At 58.2% G+C, this 20,213-nt stretch carries 15 protein-coding genes and 1 pseudogene; 5 read left to right on the top strand and 11 right to left on the bottom strand.

The window, feature by feature from the left end; genetic code table 11:
• Positions 1-129: 129 nt before the first annotated feature.
• Positions 130-3,669 (bottom strand): pyruvate:ferredoxin (flavodoxin) oxidoreductase, encoded by a 3,540-nt coding sequence (gene nifJ / locus DW645_RS09230; RefSeq protein WP_118227307.1) that lies wholly within the window; start codon positions 3,667-3,669, stop codon positions 130-132.
• Positions 3,670-4,120: 451 nt separating this feature from the next.
• The gene (locus DW645_RS09225; RefSeq protein ID WP_117564921.1) at positions 4,121-4,600 is read right to left on the bottom strand and encodes an FHA domain-containing protein; all 480 of its coding nucleotides are present in this window, start codon (positions 4,598-4,600) and stop codon (positions 4,121-4,123) included.
• 516 nt (positions 4,601-5,116) lie between these two features.
• Here DW645_RS09225 and DW645_RS09220 point away from each other — a divergent pair.
• From DW645_RS09220 to DW645_RS09910, 3 genes are all read left to right on the top strand, one after another.
• Positions 5,117-6,475, top strand: coding sequence for a radical SAM/SPASM domain-containing protein (locus DW645_RS09220; protein WP_117564922.1), 1,359 nt, complete (start codon positions 5,117-5,119; stop codon positions 6,473-6,475).
• A 169-nt stretch (positions 6,476-6,644) separates the two neighbouring features.
• Positions 6,645-6,848 carry a hypothetical protein gene (locus DW645_RS09915; protein WP_124785779.1) on the top strand — a complete coding sequence of 68 codons (204 nt, stop codon included), beginning with the start codon at positions 6,645-6,647 and terminating at the stop codon, positions 6,846-6,848.
• Between the two features lie 30 nt (positions 6,849-6,878).
• Positions 6,879-7,058 carry a hypothetical protein gene (locus DW645_RS09910; protein ID WP_147324165.1) on the top strand — a complete coding sequence of 60 codons (180 nt, stop codon included), beginning with the start codon at positions 6,879-6,881 and terminating at the stop codon, positions 7,056-7,058.
• Between the two features lie 886 nt (positions 7,059-7,944).
• Here DW645_RS09910 and DW645_RS09215 read toward each other — a convergent pair.
• The 7 genes and pseudogenes from DW645_RS09215 to DW645_RS09185 form a co-directional block, all read right to left on the bottom strand.
• Positions 7,945-9,573: an ABC transporter ATP-binding protein gene (locus DW645_RS09215; RefSeq protein WP_117564924.1), complete on the bottom strand. Its 1,629-nt coding sequence runs from the start codon at positions 9,571-9,573 to the stop codon at positions 7,945-7,947.
• 695 nt (positions 9,574-10,268) lie between these two features.
• Positions 10,269-10,535 (bottom strand): annotated as a pseudogene (locus tag DW645_RS10250) (methyltransferase); the annotation flags it as partial.
• A gap of 327 nt (positions 10,536-10,862) precedes the next feature.
• Positions 10,863-11,801 (bottom strand): FHA domain-containing protein, encoded by a 939-nt coding sequence (locus DW645_RS09205; RefSeq protein ID WP_117862639.1) that lies wholly within the window; start codon positions 11,799-11,801, stop codon positions 10,863-10,865.
• Positions 11,802-11,804: 3 nt separating this feature from the next.
• Entirely contained in the window at positions 11,805-13,649 is a 1,845-nt protein-coding gene (locus DW645_RS09200; RefSeq protein ID WP_118227305.1) for a hypothetical protein, read from the bottom strand.
• Entirely contained in the window at positions 13,646-14,551 is a 906-nt protein-coding gene (locus tag DW645_RS09195) for a hypothetical protein (protein ID WP_117564927.1), read from the bottom strand. Before DW645_RS09195 ends, DW645_RS09200 begins: the two co-directional genes overlap by 4 nt.
• Before the next feature lie 245 nt (positions 14,552-14,796).
• On the bottom strand, positions 14,797-15,393 hold the full coding sequence (recR, locus tag DW645_RS09190) for a recombination mediator RecR (protein WP_089573257.1): 597 nt from the start codon (positions 15,391-15,393) through the stop codon (positions 14,797-14,799).
• Positions 15,394-15,406: 13 nt separating this feature from the next.
• Positions 15,407-15,727 carry a YbaB/EbfC family nucleoid-associated protein gene (locus tag DW645_RS09185; RefSeq protein ID WP_006235174.1) on the bottom strand — a complete coding sequence of 107 codons (321 nt, stop codon included), beginning with the start codon at positions 15,725-15,727 and terminating at the stop codon, positions 15,407-15,409.
• Between the two features lie 339 nt (positions 15,728-16,066).
• Between DW645_RS09185 and DW645_RS09180 the strand changes: the two genes are divergently transcribed.
• Positions 16,067-16,534, top strand: a complete 468-nt coding sequence (locus DW645_RS09180; protein WP_118227304.1) for a hypothetical protein — start codon at positions 16,067-16,069, stop codon at positions 16,532-16,534.
• Positions 16,535-16,556: 22 nt separating this feature from the next.
• Here DW645_RS09180 and DW645_RS09175 read toward each other — a convergent pair whose 3' ends face one another.
• The gene (locus tag DW645_RS09175) at positions 16,557-16,817 is read right to left on the bottom strand and encodes a hypothetical protein (protein ID WP_089573259.1); all 261 of its coding nucleotides are present in this window, start codon (positions 16,815-16,817) and stop codon (positions 16,557-16,559) included.
• A 54-nt stretch (positions 16,818-16,871) separates the two neighbouring features.
• On the bottom strand, positions 16,872-19,355 hold the full coding sequence (gene dnaX, locus DW645_RS09170; RefSeq protein WP_158568721.1) for a DNA polymerase III subunit gamma/tau: 2,484 nt from the start codon (positions 19,353-19,355) through the stop codon (positions 16,872-16,874).
• 116 nt (positions 19,356-19,471) lie between these two features.
• Between dnaX and DW645_RS09165 the strand changes: the two genes are divergently transcribed.
• The gene (locus DW645_RS09165) at positions 19,472-20,167 is read left to right on the top strand and encodes a hypothetical protein (protein WP_118227302.1); all 696 of its coding nucleotides are present in this window, start codon (positions 19,472-19,474) and stop codon (positions 20,165-20,167) included.
• Positions 20,168-20,213: the final 46 nt, after the last annotated feature.

Here is a 20,213-nt window from a genome sequence, read left to right as displayed (position 1 = left end):
CCAGCCATAAAAAAGCCTCCCATTCTTGTGTCCAAGAAATGGGAGGCAGTTCACGTAGCGCGCAGCGGGGGTTCTTTCATGTCCGAGGACGTCCGCGAAGGTCAGCCCTCAGATCCTGCGGTGGGAGACCTAAGCCTCGTTGTACACCGTCTTGAGCTTCAGCAGGTGAGCGTAGCGGTCCATGGCGGCCTGCTCATTCTCCTTGAAGAGCTCCTCGGCGCGCTCGGGGAAGGAACGCGTCAGCGAAGCGTAACGGGCCTCGTTCATCAGGAACTCCTGATAACCGCCCGCGGGCTCCTTGGAATCGAGCGAGAACTTCTTGCCGGCAGCAGCCTCGGGGTTGAAGCGGAAGAGGTTCCAGTAACCGCACTCGACAGCCTTCTTCATCTCGGCCTGGCAGTTCTGCATGCCACCCTTCTTAATGGAGTGCATCTCGCAGGGGCTGTAGCCGATGATGAGGGACGGGCCGTCGTAGGCCTCGGCCTCGTGGATGGCCTTGAGGGTCTGAGCCGGGTTGGCGCCCATGGCAACCTGTGCCACGTAGACGTAGCCGTAGCTCATGGCAATCTCGGCCAGAGACTTCTTCTTGGTCACCTTACCGGCAGCGGCGAACTGAGCGACCTGGCCCAGATTCGAGGCCTTGGAGGCCTGACCACCGGTGTTGGAGTAAACCTCGGTGTCGAAGACGAAGACGTTGACGTTGTGGCCGGAAGCCAGGACGTGGTCCAGGCCACCGAAGCCGATGTCGTAGGCCCAGCCGTCGCCGCCGAAGATCCAGAAGGACTTCTTGGTGAGGTAAGCCTTGTCGGCGAGGATCGCCTTGGAAGCGTCGCAGCCGCACTTCTCAAGCTCGGCAACGTAGGCAGCGGCAGCGGTCTTGGAAGCCTCGGCGTCGTTGACGGAGTCGATCCAAGCCTGGCCGGCGGCCTTGAGCTCATCGGACGGACCATCGGAGGCGATGATGTCCTGGGTAGCGGCGATCAGCTTGTGCTGAACGGCCTCATAGCCCACGGCCATGCCCAGACCGTGCTCGGCATTGTCCTCGAACAGGGAGTTGTTCCACGCCGGGCCGTGACCGTCCTTGTCCTTGCAGTAAGGAGCGGTGGCAGCGGGGTTGCCCCAAATGGAGGAGCAGCCGGTGGCGTTGGAGATGAACATGCGGTCGCCGGCGACCTGGGTCACCAGACGTGCATAGGCGGTCTCGGCGCAGCCGGCGCAGGAGCCAGAGAACTCCAGGTAGGGCTGCTTAAACTGGCTGCCCTTAACGTTGGCCGCGATGAGCTCCTTCTTCTCGGAGACGTTCTCGACCATGTAGTCCCAAACGGGCTGCTGGTCCATCTCCTGCTCGGTGGGAACCATCTCGAGGGCGCCCTTGGGGCAGACCTTGACGCAGTTGGTGCAGCCCATGCAGTCGAGCGGGGACACGGCCATGGTGAACTTCATGCCCTTGGCCTTGGGGCCCATGGCGTCGAGCGTGCGGGTAGCCTCGGGCGCGGCGGCAGCCTCGTCCTCGGTCATCGCGAACGGACGGATGGTGGCATGCGGGCACACATAGGCGCACTGGTTGCACTGGATGCACTTGGTCTCGTCCCAGTGAGGAACGACCACGGCGACGCCGCGCTTCTCGTATGCGGAGGCGCCCAGCTCAAACTGGCCGTCGGCGCAACCGACGAAGGCGGAAACGGGCAGGCTGTCGCCATCCATGCGATCGATGGGCTCGAGCAGGTTCTTGACCTGCTGGGCGATGGCGGACTTGGTCTCCTCGGAGAGCTCGACGGGAGCGGCATCCTCGGCGGTTGCCCAGTCGGCCGGAACCTCGAACTTACGGAAGGCGGTAGCGCCGGCATCGATGGCCTTATGGTTGGCGTCGACGATGGCCTGGCCCTTCTTCATGTAGGACTTGGTAGCCGCGTCCTTCATGTACTGCAGGGCGTCCTCGGCGGGCAGGACCTTGGCCAGCGCGAAGAAGGCGGACTGGAGCACCGTGTTGGTGCGCTTGCCCATGCCGACCTTGGCGGCCAGGTCGATAGCGTCGATCAGGTAGACGTTGACGTTGTTGTTCGCGATGTAGCGCTTGGCCACGGCGGGCATGTGCTCGGCGAACTCCTCGTCGCTCCACTGGCAGTTGACCAGGAAGGTGCCGCCCGGCTTGACGTCGCGGACCATCTTGAAGCCCTTAACGATGTAGCTGGGGTTGTGGCAAGCGACAAAGTCGGCCTTGGTCACGTAGTACGGCGAACGGATCGGGGAATCACCAAAGCGCAGGTGCGAGACGGTGACGCCGCCGGTCTTCTTGGAGTCGTACTGGAAGTAGGCCTGGACGTACTTGTCGGTGTGGTCGCCGATGATCTTGATCGAGTTCTTGTTGGCGCCGACGGTACCGTCGCCACCCAGACCCCAGAACTTGCACTCGATGGTGCCGGGGGCTGCGGTGTTGGGCGCATCCTCGGCCTCGGGCAGGCTCAGGTTGGTCACGTCATCGACGATGCCGATGGTGAACTCGCGCTTGGGCTCGTCCTTCTTGAGCTCCTCGAAGACAGCGAACGCGGACGCGGGAGGCGTGTCCTTGCTGCCCAGGCCGTAACGGCCGCCGACGACCTTGATGCCCGTCTTGCCGGCCTCGTAGAGAGCGGAGACGACGTCCTGGTAGAGCGGCTCGCCGATGGAACCCGGCTCCTTGGTGCGGTCCATAACGGCAATCTTCTTGACGGTCTCGGGGAGAACGTCGACAAAGTGCTTGATGGAGAACGGACGGAACAGGCGGACCTTGACCAGGCCGACCTTCTCGCCGTGAGCGTTGAGGTAGTCGATGACTTCCTCGAGCACGTCGCAGAAGGAGCCCATGCACACGACGACGCGATCGGCATCGGGAGCGCCGTAGTAGTTGAACAGGCCGTAATCGGTGCCGAGCTTCTCGTTGATCTTCTTCATGTAGCCCTCGACGACGGCGGGAAGCTCGTCGTAGACCTTGTTGCAGGCCTCGCGGTTCTGGAAGAAGATGTCGCCGTTCTCGTGGCTACCGCGGGTATGCGGGTGCTCAGGGTTGAGCGCGTGATCGCGGAAAGCCTGGACAGCGTCCATGTCGCACATCTCGGCCAGATCCTTGTAGTCCCACATGGCGACCTTCTGGATCTCGTGGCTGGTGCGGAAACCGTCGAAGAAGTTAAGGAACGGGGTCTTACCCTCGATGGCGGCAAGGTGAGCCACCGGCGAGAGGTCCATGACCTCCTGGACGTTGCCCTCGGCGAGCATGGCGAAACCGGTCTGGCGACAGGCCATGACGTCGGAGTGATCGCCAAAGATGTTCAGGGCGTGCGAAGCGACGCAACGCGCGGAGACGTGGAAAACGCCCGGGAGCTGCTCGCCTGCGATCTTGTACATGTTCGGGATCATCAGGAGCAGGCCCTGAGAAGCCGTGTAGGTGGTGGTCAGAGCACCGGCACCCAGCGAACCGTGAACGGTACCGGCTGCACCTGCCTCAGACTCCATCTCGACGACCTTGACCGGGGTGCCGAAGATGTTCTTGCGACCCTGGGCCGCCCACTGGTCGACATGGTCGGCCATCGGGCTGGACGGCGTAATGGGATAAATTCCCGCTACCTCGGTGTACGCATACGAAACATATGCGGCCGCCTCGTTGCCGTCCATAGACTTAAACTTACGCGCCATATACCCCTCTCCTCTCATATAGGTATACAGGCCCCGGCGATCGCCGGGATATTGGCGTGATGGGATTTTCGTTGTTGCTTCCAATCATCTGGCAGGCGGACTCAGCAGCAGGTACATGGCGTGGAGAGAAGGCATGCCGAGGCGAGGAGGGCTGCACGCGCTCCACAGGCCCAGCTACCCGTCTTGCACATGACCGAGCGCCGCAAAGGCCGCATGTCGGATGCTCCCGGGCACGCCCCGGCGATGGGAAGCGCCCGCAACGGAAATCCGCATGCGGGTTTATTGTACCCCGCCGCCAAGTGTAATTTCGACAAATATAGGTGGGCGGTAAAGGTTTACCTCGGGTGACCGCCAAGGGCCAAAATGAACGCTTCGTCCCCGGGCGATTGGCCCTGGCGCGCCATGGAGTGTCCCGGAGTGCCGGCATAAAAGGAACGTCCCCATCTGCCGACTAGAGGGCGCCGACGCCGAGGAGGATAGCGTAGGTGGTGGATTCGCCAAGTCTGAGCTCGTCGCCGGGGTTGAGCTGAGCGGAGCGGCCGGGCTCGACCTGGATGCAGACGTTCGTCGCGCCGTTTACCACCATGGTTCCGTTGGTGGACGACAAGTCCTCGACGTGCCAGATATTTTGAGCATCGCACCAGATATGGGCATGGCGGGCCGAGACGTCGTCGGTGATGCCACCCTCCCCCGTTGCCAGCGCGCCGATCTCAACGCCTTCCTCACTCGGCTGAATCCAGCGCGGGACGCTCACCACGTAGCCGTTTTGCACGCACAGCAGTCCCAGCGGATGCGCCGGCGCGACCTCGTGCTCGCCCGCGACCGAAGATGTGCTCAGCGAGCGCGGCGTCGACGTGTCGCCGCCACGGGTCGCATGAGCGCGGCGGCTCGCCCGACTTGGAACTAAGGCGGGCGTGAGAGCAAACGGCATAGGGAACGAATCTTGCGGATGTACTCCTCGACGTCAGGCAGGTAAGCCCCACGAAGTCACCGGGGAGGCCCAAGCGGCCCGGCACCACTTCCAGATTCTGACCAGGGCGAGTCGTTCGCCGGTGGCTGAAGGCTCGCTCCCACCCAAAAGGGGAGATTCGCGTTGTTCCCCAATCGCTCTCGCATCTTTCATTTTGCTCGAGGTGGGCTATAAAAACTTTCCTGGTGAAAGGCGGCGATTGGTTTCCTTTCTTTCTAGAGGAGCGCGCCTGTAATCTGTTTTCATCCTAAATCAAGTTAAGATCGGACCTTCCAGAGGCAAGTCGACTCAAACTGCGAGGCTCCATGTTGGAATAAAGAGCACTGTCGAAGTGCCAACAACACAAAGCTTGCCAGTCTCAAATAGAACCTTTTGGGAGTCCGATTGGGCCGCACACCGAATCCCCGCTGGTGGTTTTTTATAGCTGCGCAACAATAAACAAGGTTAGTGCCAGTCCAGCATGAAATTGAGGAACGTATGCATTTTTTCTCAGTAAGTGATCGTCGTTACTGCTTCGATGAGGTCACTCGCAATTGCTTTCAGGTTGACCAAGCATCAGAAGATGCGCTTCGCATATTTGAAGCATCGGGAAGAACGGTCAACTCGAAGTTGCTAACAAAGTCACTTGCTGCGAAAGGCTACGACCAAACGACCATAGCAGAACTTGAAGACGACATTGATGAGTATCAACGATTGTCTGAGCGGACTTTCTTAACAAAAGACACGCCTCGAAAACTTAGATCCATCGAACTCCACGTTTCACATGCATGCAACCTTGGTTGTAGTTACTGTTTTGCCGGTAAAGGAGATTATGGAACGTCTCCTCTGCTGATGACAGACGAGATAGCCTTCAAGGCGGTCGACTACCTCGTCGCAAGTTCATCGGAAAACGAAACGCTTGCGATCGTCTTTTTTGGTGGGGAACCCATGATTAACGAGCCGCTGATATGGAAAACGGTCGACTATTCAAAAAGAATATACCCCAATAGAAACTTTACCTATTCTATTACGACCAACGGAACGCTTTTGAATGACACTGCTGTGAATTCTTTCAAGGAGCACGGGTTTTCTGTTCTGATTAGTCTCGATGGTACAGGATGCAAGCACGATGCATCGCGCCCGTACAAGACGGGAGGCGGCTCTTTCTCCGATATCGACAAAAACGTTCGTCGTTTTTCCGAGTCGTTCCCCTTCGGCGCAAGAGCGACCTTAACAAATAATAACTGTAACCTTGTTGAAGACTATCTTCAGTTTAAAGAGATGGGCTTCAGAAGGATTTACTTCTCGCCCGTGAGCTCATTCGATGAGAATATCAAACTCGACGAACACTCATTAAACAAAATCAGGGCGGGCCTAATAGATTTGGCGGATCAATATCTCAAACAGATTGATCAAGGGGAAAAGCCCTTGTTTAGAACATTGAAAACTGCAGTTGATTTGATTATGAGCAACAGGATCGCCTTTGTCGGATGCGGGGCTGGCAGGCGTTTTATTTCCGTGACTCCCGAAGGGGACGTATACCCCTGTCACAGGTTTGTCGGGATGATGCGATTCAAAATGGGCAACATCGTCACCGGAATTGACGAAACTAGGTATATTGAAAACTGGAGTCAGGGTGTCGAAAAAAGAATTGACTGTACGGACTGTTGGGCTCGGTCTTTCTGTGGTGGGGGCTGTAGCTGGGAGGCTGCAGGCGAGCACGGCTACTTGCCCAAGAGTCTACACCCTGCATCATGTGAATATAGAAAAATGTGCTACGAGATGGCTTTTGACCTTATTTCCCGCCACTCATCTTCGCAGGAGAAAAATCAACGAGAAGCTACTGTATCGGAATAAGCGGTTCAGCGCATTGCTGTCACCATTGTGGAGGTGTTCGTTCTTCTGATTACCGTCTGCGAAGCTTATTGCTACGTTCGCCGAAACCATTCTAGAAATATGGTGAACTAGACATCTTGGTTTGTTATACACAATATTGAGGTTTTTCTGCACTCAAAGGGAGGTAGTCGTGAAGCATATTCATCCGATTAATCCAGGAAGTGGCGACGAGGCAGGCGTGAAGCCGATGTCTTTTGACTGCCTCTTGGGCATTACTGACATCTGTACTGTTTATGATAAAGCAGATGGCTGTGGTGCATACGATTACTGCGACTATGACATGGATGGCGGCAGCATCTGCGTTGTAGATCACTGTGGCATTGATCAAACGTAGTCTCTAATTGGATTAAGGTGAGGAGCTGTTATGAAGCATATCCATCCTGTTGGTTCAAATGAACATCCTCCCGTTGAGCCTTGTTGTCTTGGAGTTGATATATGCAATTTTTACGACATCGCCGAGTGCCCTGTTGCGGATTGGTGCTATGTCGATAAAGAATCAAGCTGTGTTTTGCCAGCAGATTGGTGCGATCCAGTTGACGAGTAGTTTTGTGGCTAGGAACTATTTGGTCCAATTCAGAATAAGATGGGAACAAATACCAAAATCTCGTGTCTGGGAGGAGTTATGCCATTATTGCAAGGTCTCGTTGGATTAGCCTTTATACTTGCGTTATATCTGGCACCTTTTTTAATTCTATTCTTCATTATCCGACTCTTTCTTCGGAGAAAATAGGAGTGTCACGCAAACATTAGCGTAGCTTTCTTCCAATATGAGCCGAGCATTGGCAAGTGGAATAAGAAGCCCGACCGTTCGCCACATGAAAGTGATCGGACGGGCTTCTCTATTTAACCCGGGCCGCCACCCATAGCGGCTTTCCAAGCGTATTCTCAGTGCAAAGCAATCGTCAGTTTAATCCTATGCGCTGATACCGCATTTCATTTGTTCGGCTCGAATTCTACGGCCTGGCAACCCTCGCACTCTCCGGCAAATGGATTGAACGCGAAGGCAGAGATGATGTGTGCGTGGACATCGAGGCTGCTGTAGGCAACATACTGGGACATGGACCCCCGCTGCGCGTGGTATGCGGCCCGGCATATTCATTGCCGTCCAACCCCGTGTAGTTGCAGCAAAGGGTGGAACCTCAATGCTCAGCTCATGTTGTCCGTGGGACACGAGAATCGTAAGTACACTTTGGTGCGATTCTCACGCTGATACTGAGCCACCTGGAATAAGATACGTCGCGACAACACTTCGCTTCACCTCTGTCTCGACAAGATGACGTAGACTAAAGTTTCCTTTAGTAAGAGAACGAGAACTATATCTGAAAGCGTTGCGATGGCGTGAAGGCACCGAGTCCGAACCGCCTGAATGCTACGTGCATCTGCATCGCCTTTTTGTTATCTCTGCCAGTTGGGTAGCACTACACTTGTCATCATTTACCCTGGTACATGCTGCCTAAATCCACTACCCCTTCTACCGCGCCGACCATCTCGTCATCGTGAGAGACAACGATGATCAGCTGGCTTTGCTTGTTGCGCTTAACATAGGCCGCAAGCTCGGCGCGGCTTACAGCGTCTAACCCAGTCGTGGGCTCGTCGAGTACCAAAACTGACGACTTGCGTGAAATCGCCGACCATAAGTACACTCGGCGCAGCTCACCGCCCGAAAGCGCGGAGCAACGTTTCCCGAGCAACTCCTTCACGCTGTTTTCCAGCGAAAGTAGGCCATCTACACCCCGGTGATAGGAAGAAAAGGGCGTGTCGAAATACTCTAACAGCTCTTTCACCGTTTCGTCCGGCGCGAAGCACGACTGTGGGCAGCACGATATCTCTCTCGCACGTATGTAATCCAAGTCGCATTCTTCGATTGGCACGCCGTTGTATTTTACTTTGCCTTTCGATGAGTATAGCCCGAGCATCAAGTAAAGAAGTGACGTCTTGCCTCTTCCGTTTTCCCCAACTATGCAATATGTACCAGGACCGGAAAACTTGAAAGAAAACCCGCCGAGGACCTCTCGGACAGATCCGTCTGGAAGGGCAACCGAGAATTCCAAATCAGATACCGAAATGTCATTTATTTCATCGAGTTTAGCTAAATCGGTCCGATTCCACCCCGATCTCTCCTTTTCTCTCGTCGCGATAGCCGTCCTATCCCATGATGCTTTGGCATCTTGATAGGATTTGAACAATGACATCATACTTTTCAAAGTCTTAAAGAGAACCGCGAAGTATGTACCGATGATAGTGTACTCGCCTATTGACATAGTTCCGTTAATGATTCGTACTCCGGAAACAACAAGTATCACCGCTTGAAACAACGCTGCGAAAAGACCATCGAGCGATGTCAGAGAATATGATAGCTTTCCGGAGCGCAAAACTTTGGGAAAATAGCTCTTAAACCCAGCGTCGAGCGCTTGTTCGCTCTTGCCGTACGAAGATGTCAGTTGAATGTTGAGAATCTGATTAAGCTGCGATGCAATTGCGGCGTAAAAGGCGCTGTCCGCCTCTTTCTTCTCATACGTGACCCTATACAAAAGTTTCCTCAACCCAGTAATTACACAGAAATACACGATGAGGAGAATGATGGAAAACACCGCGAGAGTTGAATCAATTGACCATATGATAAGCAATACGATGGGAATGGCTACAATGGACAGCGGCGCACTGATAAAATTCGCCAAAACGAAGGATGAGACCACGCTGGAGTCGGAAATAATCCGTTGCGTTGTATAGGCTGGATCGATGGTCCGACTCACCAAGTAATCGTCTCTTTCAAAACGCAAGACGGCCTCCCTGAGAAGATCAAAGGAAAGTCTCGTGGTTATGCGAATGGAAAGTGTTCCTGCAAAATAAGTAAAGAGGGTGGAGAAAACTCCTATTGACGCAACCAGGAGCGCGAAGAGTACGGCGTCTCTTTCGCTGCGGTTACCGAGAAGAAAATCTAAGAATTTCCCGTTCACGTATGGCATGGCATAGGAGAGAGCGGTTCCAATCACCGTGATAGCAATGAAGACGAAAGCCCCTTTTGCTCTGATGAACCTCGAGAGAACGCATCGAATCAAGGAAGGCCCCAATCTACCCGCCACAAAACATCAATCACTGATACCTTACACCTCAACACAACAGGAGCGAAGATTTGCCAATGAGACTGCTTTAAGATTGCCTTGGGCCAATACGATCTCAAGCTCTTCCTACAAGAGAGTCGGAATCGGACATCTCCTCCGACGAACCTGGCAATCGGGCGGTTGAAATATCTTTTTCAACCGCCCGATTGCCACAATAGATTTGAGCATCCGCCCACAAACGTCCGCGTTTTATACCCATCAAATCCTTTGCCTTTTGTCGTCTAGACTAGAAAAATCGCTCGAAATAACGCAACCGGCCTGCTCGCTTGAAGAAACCTAAGCCCGTAACGTAGATGTGCAAACTTCCGAAACGCCTTGCGCGGCATAGTGCGTATAAACTTCGTCAACCGCCTCAGAAATATCTGAGTATCGCGCCGGGTCAAAAGCATACGATGTCGCAGCTATACCCTGCACCCATTCGGAACGCGGATTAATTGAATAGCCACACAGCATCATCATACATGCATCTAGACCTGATTTCCCAAGTATCCGACGTATTGATGAGAGCATCGCGGGTCGCCCCTGCACCATCGTCGTCACCCCTATTAGCAGTATTTACCGTTTTTCTCTAAATGCGTATCGCCACCCTTAAGAATACGAAGTGTTTTATCCAGACCCGATTGTCCTCCATCTCAAACGAAGGGATAAGGAATCTCATCCGGAATCGGCAGTAACGGAGGATTCACAACGACAAGCGAAAAACATGAGTCATCTCTCAGAGGGGAGTAAAGGCTCCCCTCAAGCACCCTAGTTTCGTCATCCAAAGAGTTGATGGCAGTGTTTTTCTTACAAAGGTCGACAACAAAAGGGTTGATTTCTACAGATGTTACATCCATGCCACAGTTGGTAAGTATCAGGCCCTGTATTCTGGGGCCAGAACACAAATCGAGAGCCTTCCGTGCGCTCTGCGGTGTAAGGCGCCAATCTCAGCAAATCTGTCCCACAATACTGCGCTGAAGAACAAGACGGAACCCCTGAGCCAAACTCCCCTATACCTTATTAAGGCTAAGACAGGCAAGTTCACGCACCCGGCATATTCCAGAATAACATCCTATTGTTTTAGATGCTCTACAAGCATGAACAGCCGCGAATCGGAAAGATCTTCTAGTTTCGCCCCGACTGACCGCCAAGGGCCAAAATGGCCCCTCCATCCCCGGGCGACTGGCTCTGGCGCGCCGAGGAGTGTCCCCAAGTGCCGGCAGAAAAGAAACGTCCCTATCTGCCGGCTAGAGGGCACCGAAGAGGATGGCGTAGGTAGTGGATTCGCCGAGCTTGAGCTCGTCGCCGGGATTGAGTTGGGCGGAACGGCCGGGCTCGACCTGAATGCAGACGCGCGTGGCCCCGTTTACCACCACGGTTCCGTTGGTGGACGACAAGTCCTCGACGTGCCAGATATTTTGAGCATCGCACCAGATATGGGCATGGCGGGCCGAGACATCGTCGCCGACGTCGGTAATATCGCCCTCACCAGTGGCCAGCGCACCAATCTCAACACCCTGCTCACTCGGCTGAATCCAGCGCGGGGCGCTCACGACAAAACTGTTTTGTACGCGCAGCAAGCCCAAGGGGTGCGCCGGAGCGGGTTCGCGTTCGCCCGCGGTCATCGACATGCCAAGCGAACGCGGCGTGGAGGTGCCTCCGCCACAGGTCGCGTGCGCGTAGTCGATGGCATAGTTCACCGAGGACCGCACATCCGCCGAACAACCGACGGCGACAAACAGCACCAGCACGGCCTCGGCGCGCTCGGCGGGCATGAGTTCCGCCGCCTGGGACAGGCGATCGAGCGCGTTGCGATAGAGATTCGTGTCCTGATGGCACTCTTCGAGCGCGCGTACCATCGGTTCACCTGCAGGACCGCACACCATATTGATCACAGCCGTGGAGTCCATGGGATTTCGCTGGCGCAGGGCCAGTTGCGACATAATACGCGCAGCCGAGGTACCGTATTCGGCAAAGTAGCGCTGCTGAAGCGTGCCGACCGGCGCGCGAACGATAAAGCGGGAAACCCAAGAGCGATCGGCGGCTCGGCTCTGCGGGCTGCGGCCGTCGGCGAGCGGACGGGACGAAAGCACCAGGCCGCACAGCTCGATATGGCTCAGATGCGCCGCGCGCTTAAAGATGTCAAACATGGCCCCGCATGGGGTGAGCTTAACTTGAGATGCCATGACCTAGGCCTCCTTGGTCGTAGAAATAGAATCGGACGATACTTCGACAGGTCCGCCAAAAGTACGGGCAGCTGCGGCTCCACCGGCAAGCGGAGTCGCCATCTGGGCTTTTGTACGTCGCGGTGCCGAAACGGGAAGTTCAAAGGCAAAGCCCATCGCAAGCAAAAACCACGTAAGCGTATAGGTTGCAACCAGAGCGGCAACAAGGCCGCCCATCACGGCGCGTTGGGAAAATACGCTACATGCAGCCACAACCAGCACCGGAACCTCGCAGGCAGAAAGCGCAAGCACACCCTGCAGGAAGCCCGAGCGCCGATTGCGCGCAAGTGCCCCCGCGACAACGCCGGCTATGCCTGGCAGCGCCAACGCCAGTGCGGCAATAATACCCGGTAGCGACCCAGACCACACGAGCGATCCCAAAGTCGCCGTCACGCGAGCGCCCGACGCCAGCAGCGCGGCCGAAACCACGACCACAGCCCAAACCACGCCACAGACGACCGTCGCGCCGACCATCAGCGCGCGACGAACCGCGCGGCCAGACGCATCCATGGGGCACGGCGTGAGCGGCTCGCCGCGGAGCGAACGACCGACATTTTGCGCATAGTGGTCACAAAACGCCGAGAGCGCCGCCTCGACCGCCGCCGGCTCGGGACGATCTTTTTGATGGCTGGACAGACAGGCCATCACCACGTCGAACAGCTGGGCATCGACAAACGCCAGCGCATCGCGTAGCTCCTCGGAATCCGGCTCAAGCCCCAGCTGCTGGGCCTGCTCGGCCGCAGCGAGCGCCACATCGGGCTCACGACGAAGCAGCTGAGTCAAATCGCAACCGGGCGCATGGGCACCAATGGGATAGTCGGGCAGCGTGTCCATCTTGAGACGATAGGGGCTGGCGATGTCGCGCGTCTTTTTGCGCGAACCCGAGGTGCCCGAAGTGCTCGGCGCGGCTTCGTATGGCGCGGCGCCGGCAATGAGCTCGTAAACCGTGCTTGCCGCGGCATAGACGTCAATCGCCGGCGACATACGCAAAGCGCGCAGGTCGGGAATATCGTCGGTGAGCATCTCGGGCGGGGCATAGGCAACCGTCGCGCGACGCAGCGTGGCATAACGCTCCGTAAACGACGCCTTGCCGCCGGTACCGGCCACGGCCGACGCAGGCTCAAGCGCCAGCGACGAGCCAAAGTCGATCAGGCACAGGTCAAAGGTGCCCTCGGCAAGCTGCCGGTCAAGCGGTAGACGCGCCGTACGCACCATAATATTAGCGGGCGAGATATCGCGATGGACAAAGCCCTCGCCCACCAGGCTCATACGGCAGAGCAGATCGAACAGGTCGCGACCCAGACGCGCCGCCACAAGCGGCGACAGGCGTCCGGCATCGTCCACGGCAAGTCGCGAACGCAAGCGGGCAAGCGTCTCGCCCTCGACCCATTCCATGACAATTGCAGGCACACCGTCGACCTCGCCCCAGCCATAGAGGCGGGGAAAGCCCTTAAGGCCCGAAAGAGCGCGATGGCATTCGTATTCCTCGCGAAACGCCGCCTTGAACTTGGCGACCAGCGCCTCGTGAGCGGCATCGTCGTCAAACTCATCGCGCGTCGGCAAGATGAGCTGTTTGAGTGCCACGGCCTCGCCTTGGGCGTTGACGGCACGCGTCACGCGGCCGATACCGCCACGGCGCATGGCGGCATCGTCGGCAAACAGCATCGTAAAACGACGCAGATAGGCAGGCAGTTCGCCCTGACCGAGCGCAATGGCCGGCTCAAACCCGTCGACACGCGCCAGGCGCAGGCCGACCATGGGATCGCGACCGAGCGATTGTGGTGTGGTGGATGCAAGATCGGTCATCATAGGGCAAGCGCCGCCACGTTATTGTTGAAGTTACCGAGCGCGACGTCATCATCGCCGTAATGGCCGACCCATTGACATAGGTTGGTGTAACAGCCCCACAGATTGGCATACTGCTGATACCACTTTGACCGGGGCGAGAATGTCTGACGACCGAACTCGGCTCGAATGACAAACATCTCCCCGACCAGGCTGTCGCACGGCCTGGGATCTCCCGTAGAGTTATAGGTCGAGACCACGTCATTGGCACGAGAAACATAGCCGTCGAGCATGTTGTACTTGGTCACAAGCCAGCTGTGAATGCTCTCTTCCTCAGCAGCGGAAAGGCCACCGGAGTTTGCATCGTTGTCAGTGTTGCCGCCCGTCGAGCCGCCGTTTCCAGACCCTCCGGCAGAGGAACCCGACCCAGAGCCACCGCCCGAACTCGACGAATCCGAGCCGGAGCCAGAAGTATCCGAGCTACCGGGCTTTCCGGACTGCTGGGCGTCCTGCTCCTTCTGCTGCTCGACCTTATTCACCGTTGCCGCCACGCTATTGTTGGACAACCGATCGATGATCTTGGTGTTGGTGAGCACGATGGTTTTGCCATTGGCAAGCGTGACTTCGTTGTCCGGGGCCTCGGCGCCGTCCGCGTCGCCGGTGCCAAACACAATATGCGCGACCACACTTGCCCAAGCATATCCAGTCGTGGTCCCCAGGTCACTTTTGACCTCATGCCCCACGCGCGGTTCGCGTGCGGCATGTGCCTGCATCATGGACGGCACGGTCATGCCATAGGCAGAAACGCCAGCTATGACCAGCACCAGCGAGCAAGACAGCAGTGCGTACGCCCGCGGCGCCAAGCCCAGTCGGCGTCGCATGCGCACCGCGGCGCCGCGCTTTGTCTGAGTGCCACCGGGCCGCATGCGTTCTCCTCCAACAAAAACACGCCGCTCGGGAGCGGCGCATTCATTCGAATCCATATTTGAGTGTATCAGCGAACCCAAAAGGTTGCGCAACGAATGGGCAAATTAAGGATGCGAGTGGAAGCATCCATGCGATAAGCGGATACAAAGCATCTTTGTTGCACAACAAACTTACAGTCGCACGGGGAAATTATGGCTACCCCGTGCGTCGTGATGAAGACATACGGCAGGAGCAGGCTCGCCACCTAAATCGTGCGACGGGCCTCGATGGCGCGCCCAAGCGTAAGCTCGTCGGCATACTCCAGGTCGCCGCCCACGGGAAGGCCGCTCGCCAGACGCGATACCTCAACGCCCAGCGGCTTGATAGTGCGGGCCAGGTAGCTCGCCGTGGTCTCGCCCTCGATATTGGGGTTGGTGGCGATGATGACCTCGTGGATGTCCTCGTGGCCCAAGCGTGCCAGCAGCTCACGAATGTGCAACTGCTCGGGACCAATCTTGTCCATGGGACTGATCACGCCGCCTAGCACATGGTACAGGCCATGGTAGCTGCCCGTGCGCTCGATTGCCTGGACGTCGCGCGGCTCGCCCACCACGCAAATGCGAGTGGTATCGCGCATCGAATCCTGGCAGATGGAGCACTCGTCGGCCGTGGCGTAGTTAAAGCAGCGGCTGCAAAAGTGAACCTCCTGCTTAACCTCCAGGATAGCCTCGGCCAGGCGGCGCGCCTCCTCGGCATCGGCCTCGAGCAGGTAATAGGCGATGCGCTGGGCCGACTTGGGACCAATGCCCGGCAGACGGCCCAGCTCATCGAGCAATTTTTGCAGACTATGGTTGGCACTCATATATATGCGTGTCTTAGAACGGCATGCCCGGGATGTTGAGGCCGCCGGTGATGGCGCCCATCTGCTTGTTGGCAAGCTCGTTGACACCGCGGACGGCCTCGTTGACGGCAGCCATGATCATGTCCTGCAGCATATCGACGTCCTCGGGATCGAGGGCATCGGGGTCGATGGTGAGGTTGACAAGCTCCATCTCGCCGTTAACGGTCACCTTGACCATGCCGCCGCCGGCAGAGGCGTCGACGGTCTGGGACTTAAGGTTTTCCTGCGCGGCGGCAAGCTGCTCCTGCATCTTGCGAGCCTGCTTCATCATTTGCTGCATGTTCATACCGGCCATGATGGCTCCTTTACGTGCGGCCGCGCGACAAGCTGCAAGGGCAGCCGGAGCGCGACGGGACTTTCAAACTCAAAAATCGTACCACGGCGCGGGGCAAGCAAGCGGGGCGGACACGCTACCTCAGTCGATATACATGTCCTCCAATACAAACCACGCGCAAAGATTATGCAAGGCCGAATTATGCAAGGTTGCATAATATCGCATACTCAATCTAGTAGAGCCGAATCCGGCATTTCATGTGTGCCACTAAATAGCTAAATGCCAAACCGCTGCTCGAGGCGGAGCACATGGCGGCAGGGTATAATTTGATTGTCATAGATTGCAATTTGGAGGTGCCCCATGAATGCCCCCGACGCGCTCCAAAACATCCGCTCAAAACACCCCGTTGCATATGTGGTTCTCTATCTCTTTGTCGGCTGGGCATTGCTGGTTGTCATCACCCATGCCATAGCTTTTGGAGCAGAACTGCTGATAGCCAGCTCGGACCAGCCCGTCGTCAAATGGGAGACGACCGATGAATGCACCGACGGAACCCGAACCATTTACTACAACAGCCCGTCCCTCTACCAAGAGTTCAAGGTCAAGATAAAGGACTCCAAGATTGTCGATGCCGAACTGGGCTCTTTATTTACAATCGGAGCAACCGTCAACGCCGAGCAAGTCGAGTACACGGACGGCCATGCGACGTATCGTATCGACCTCAGCACCCTAGGCCGACCGTCACGCGCTTGTCTGCTCGAATGCGATATACGCGGCACCACACTACACATGTCCGAAATACAGATGCGCCCGGACAAAAGAAAGTGATATATGGCCGAGTCGGAAGAGACTAGGCATAGACTCGTCCGCCTTCGTAGGCAAAACGCAGGATGAGCGGGGCATTGTTACGCACGAAATCATCGAGTTCTTTGAGGTCCGCTTCGCTAAAGCCCTCATGTGACACCCAATTGAATGCCGGCAAGATACACTCCGCCGCGTCAAAACCCCAATCGCGCGGGCGCTCCACAACGACCTTCACCGTGTTGTCCTCACGGACTTCGGAATACGAAACTTGCGTATCGTCCTCGAGGCGGACATATTCCCACATCATAAGCTCGCTCCGTTCAAAGAAGTCTCTTCCTGAGCAGTATACCCGCCCGTACAGCTACTCCACCGGTTTGAAGATGGTGGACTGGCCGAAGACGCTACGGATGAGGGCTTTGGCTTCGTCCTCGGTCTGCGGGATGCTTGGGGCTGCGCCTTGATGGCCGAAGGGGCTGCCCGCGCCGGGGTTGGACTCCCAGGGAGCCGCAGGAGCGTCCTCCTCTTTGGGGGCAGTTGCAGCGGGCTTGGGCGCGGACGCCGCACCCGGCACGTCGAACGGGGGCAGATCGTCCCCGCCGGCATCGGCAGCAAAACCGCCGACCATGACATCGTCGTAGGGAACCCGCTCGGATTCCCACGGCGCAGACGGCGCGGCGGGCTGAGCCTTGGGAGCGGACGCGCGCTCGGGCGCTCGGGGTGCGGGCTCGGTCGGGAGCTTGCCTGTGGCAGGAGCGCCGGCGGGGTTGTCGGAGCGCAGCCAGGGGGCCTTAGCCAGGTCGGATGACTTGGGCGCAGGCGCGGCGGCGGGCTTAGGCCCGGGGACCGGAGCAGCCGGTTTGGGCGCAACGGGTTCAGGCGCCGACGGGGTCGGTGCCATCACCGGCGTCGCTTGCTGCTGTGGAGCGCTGGCGCTCGAGGATACAGGGGCCGCCGAGGACACGGGTTGCGGGTCCGCAGATACCGCAGCCCGTGCAGATGGAGAATGCTCCTCATGTTGAGGAGCCGGCGTGCCACCCCCATTCAGGACATAGTCGACGGTACGACGACCGAAGACCGCACTGACTGTCGGCAGGACCACCGACTGCGTGTCGGCGCGTCCGAGCATCTTCATGGCAAAGGTCGAGCCCGCGGGGAACGAGACCGTGAGCTTGGAGCCGTCGTCGGCCGTGGCGCGAGCGTTGAGCAAAAGCCCTGCGTAGGAAGCCTGACGCGCCTTGACACGCTCGACAACCTCGGCCCATTTGCGCTGCAGCTCTCCGGCATCATCGACCGCGGGCGTCTCGGCAGTACCGGCGGCGGCAACCTGGGCGGCATTGTTGGACTGGGGCTTAGGTGCCGGAGCGGTGGCAGGCGCGGGGGCCGCAACGGGCTGAGGCGTCGGAGTTGGCGCAGGCTGAGGTGCAGGCGCTGCAGGCTTGGAAGCTGACACGGACGCAGAACGGGACGCAGGCTGGGCAGCCGGAACAGCAGCACCACGGTCCCAAGGCATACCGCCCTGGCGCGCGGACGTAGCAGCGGGGGCAGCGGATGCCGCCGGAGCGGCAGCACGAGCGCCCGAAATGAGCGTCGGCTGTTGGGCAGCAGCGGGTACGGATGCTGCAGGCGCGGCGGCCTGAGCAGCAGCCACGCTCGCCGGCACGGCGCCGTTGGCAACCATGGCCTCCAAGCGAGCCACGCGCTCGGCCAATGCCTCAATCGTTAAATCAGCCTCGGGACGTGCCAGACGCGTACAGGCAATCTCGAGCACCAGGCGCACGTCGCTCGCGCCCCTCATCTCCAGTGCGGCATCGTCGAGCACCGTCAGCACGCGGGCCAGGCGGTCGGCAGGATGCTCGCCAAAGGCAGCGGCCTCGGCAGCAAGCGCCTCGGCCTGCTCGGAGCCGCCCTCAAACAGCTCGGCACGGGCACCGGCAACGCAGGCAACGTACACGTCACGCACATGCGCTACCAGGTCGCGCGTCAGCTCCAGCAGGTCGTTTCCTTCCTCGACCTGCGCACGGATCAGTCCATAGAGCTCGGCAACATCGCGATCGGCAATGGCGCGGGAAAACTCGCCCAGAATCTGGTCCGAAACCTCGCCTAAAAGCGAGCGGGCGTCGTCCGCATGCACAGAACCGTTGCCAAAGACGCTCAGCTGCTCCAGCGTGGACAACGCGTCGCGCATACCGCCCTTGGCATGGCGCGCCACGATAGCCAGCGCCTCATCGTCGTAATCGAAGCCCTCCTGCTCGCACACGTATGCCAGGCGACGCTCGATATCCTCGTTGCCGATGCGATGGAAATCGAAACGCTGGCAGCGCGAGAGGATGGTCTCCAGAATCTTTTGCGGGTCGGTGGTGCACAGCACAAAGATCACGTGTGCCGGCGGCTCCTCGAGCGTCTTGAGCAGCGCGTTGAACGCCGCCGTCGTGAGCATGTGGACCTCGTCGATGATATAGATCTTGTACTTGCCGCGCACCGGGGCAAAGTTGACGGAGTTGATGATTTCCTCGCGCACATTGTCCACGCCCGTGCGGGAGGCGGCATCGAGCTCGTAGACATCGGGGTGGTTACCCTCGGCAATGAGCTCGCACTCCTCGCAAGTACCGTCGGGCATGCAGCCGCTTGCACCCTCGGCGCGCGCCGCCTCGGCATTGCGGCACAGCAGCGCCTTGGCCAGAATGCGCGCCATGGTGGTCTTGCCCGTGCCGCGCGGTCCGCAGAACAGGTAGGCGTGGGACAGGCGCCCCTCGGTGATGGCGTGCTCGAGCGTCGAGACGATATGCTGCTGGCCCACCACGGAGTCAAAGGTGAGCGGGCGATACTTTCGGTACAACGATTCCATGGGTGCTCCCCCGGGTATACTGAGTCTTGTTGCCGCGGCGGCCATGCGGTCGCACGGCATACTGCATTCCATAATAACCCGTACGGCGAGCCCGCCGCGATAGGAGTCCAAAGAGCATGGCAGACGCAGAGAGCAACCTCATTCCCTCCGAAGCAGCCGACCAGGTCGAGGTCGCGCTCGAGGAGCAGGCCGCAGCCGACGACGGCATCCTGTACCTCAACGAGTACCAATACGAAAACGACCTCGTCACCGACTTCGCCCGCCTGGTCGCCTCGCCCAGGCGTCGCGGCTCGCTGTATGTCGCCGCGGCAATTGCCGCGCTCATCGGCATCGGCATGCTGGTGGCCGGCGGCAACTGGATCAAGTTTGGCGTCGTCTTGATCGTATTCGGCGCCTTTTTGGCCTGGTGGAGCAAAAACCTGCACCACACCCTCGCCCGCGACTTTATCGACGCCGTTGAGGCCGACGAGTCCATGGGTGGCCGCTATCGCCGCGTCGCCGCCAACGAGGACGGCCTGATGGTTTGGGGCACGAGCGGCAAGTCGCAGTTCTTCCCGTTTGAAAAGCTCGACCACGTGCTCGACGGCGAGCGCATCTTTGTGGCCATGTTCGCCGACCAGGGCGTGACGATCCCTAAGGACACCTTTGTCCGCGGCGATGCCGAGCAGTTCGGTCCCTTCCTTAAGGCGCGCATCAACAAAAAACTCCGCATCGAGACCAAACGCAAGAAGATGAAGGCAGAAAAGGCCGCTGCCGAAGCAAAACAGGGCGACAAGCCCCAGGAGACCAAGGGCAAGCAGCGCAAGCGGTGACGCATAATTTCTTTCGCAAATTGACAACCGCATAGCGGAACACGGC

Origin of the sequence: Collinsella sp. AM23-17 (genome assembly GCF_003470945.1) — a bacterium.
GTDB classification, from domain to species: domain Bacteria; phylum Actinomycetota; class Coriobacteriia; order Coriobacteriales; family Coriobacteriaceae; genus Collinsella; species Collinsella aerofaciens_O.
The sequence above is the reverse complement of the archived record's forward strand: the minus strand, read 5'-3'. Positions and strand labels throughout refer to the sequence as shown.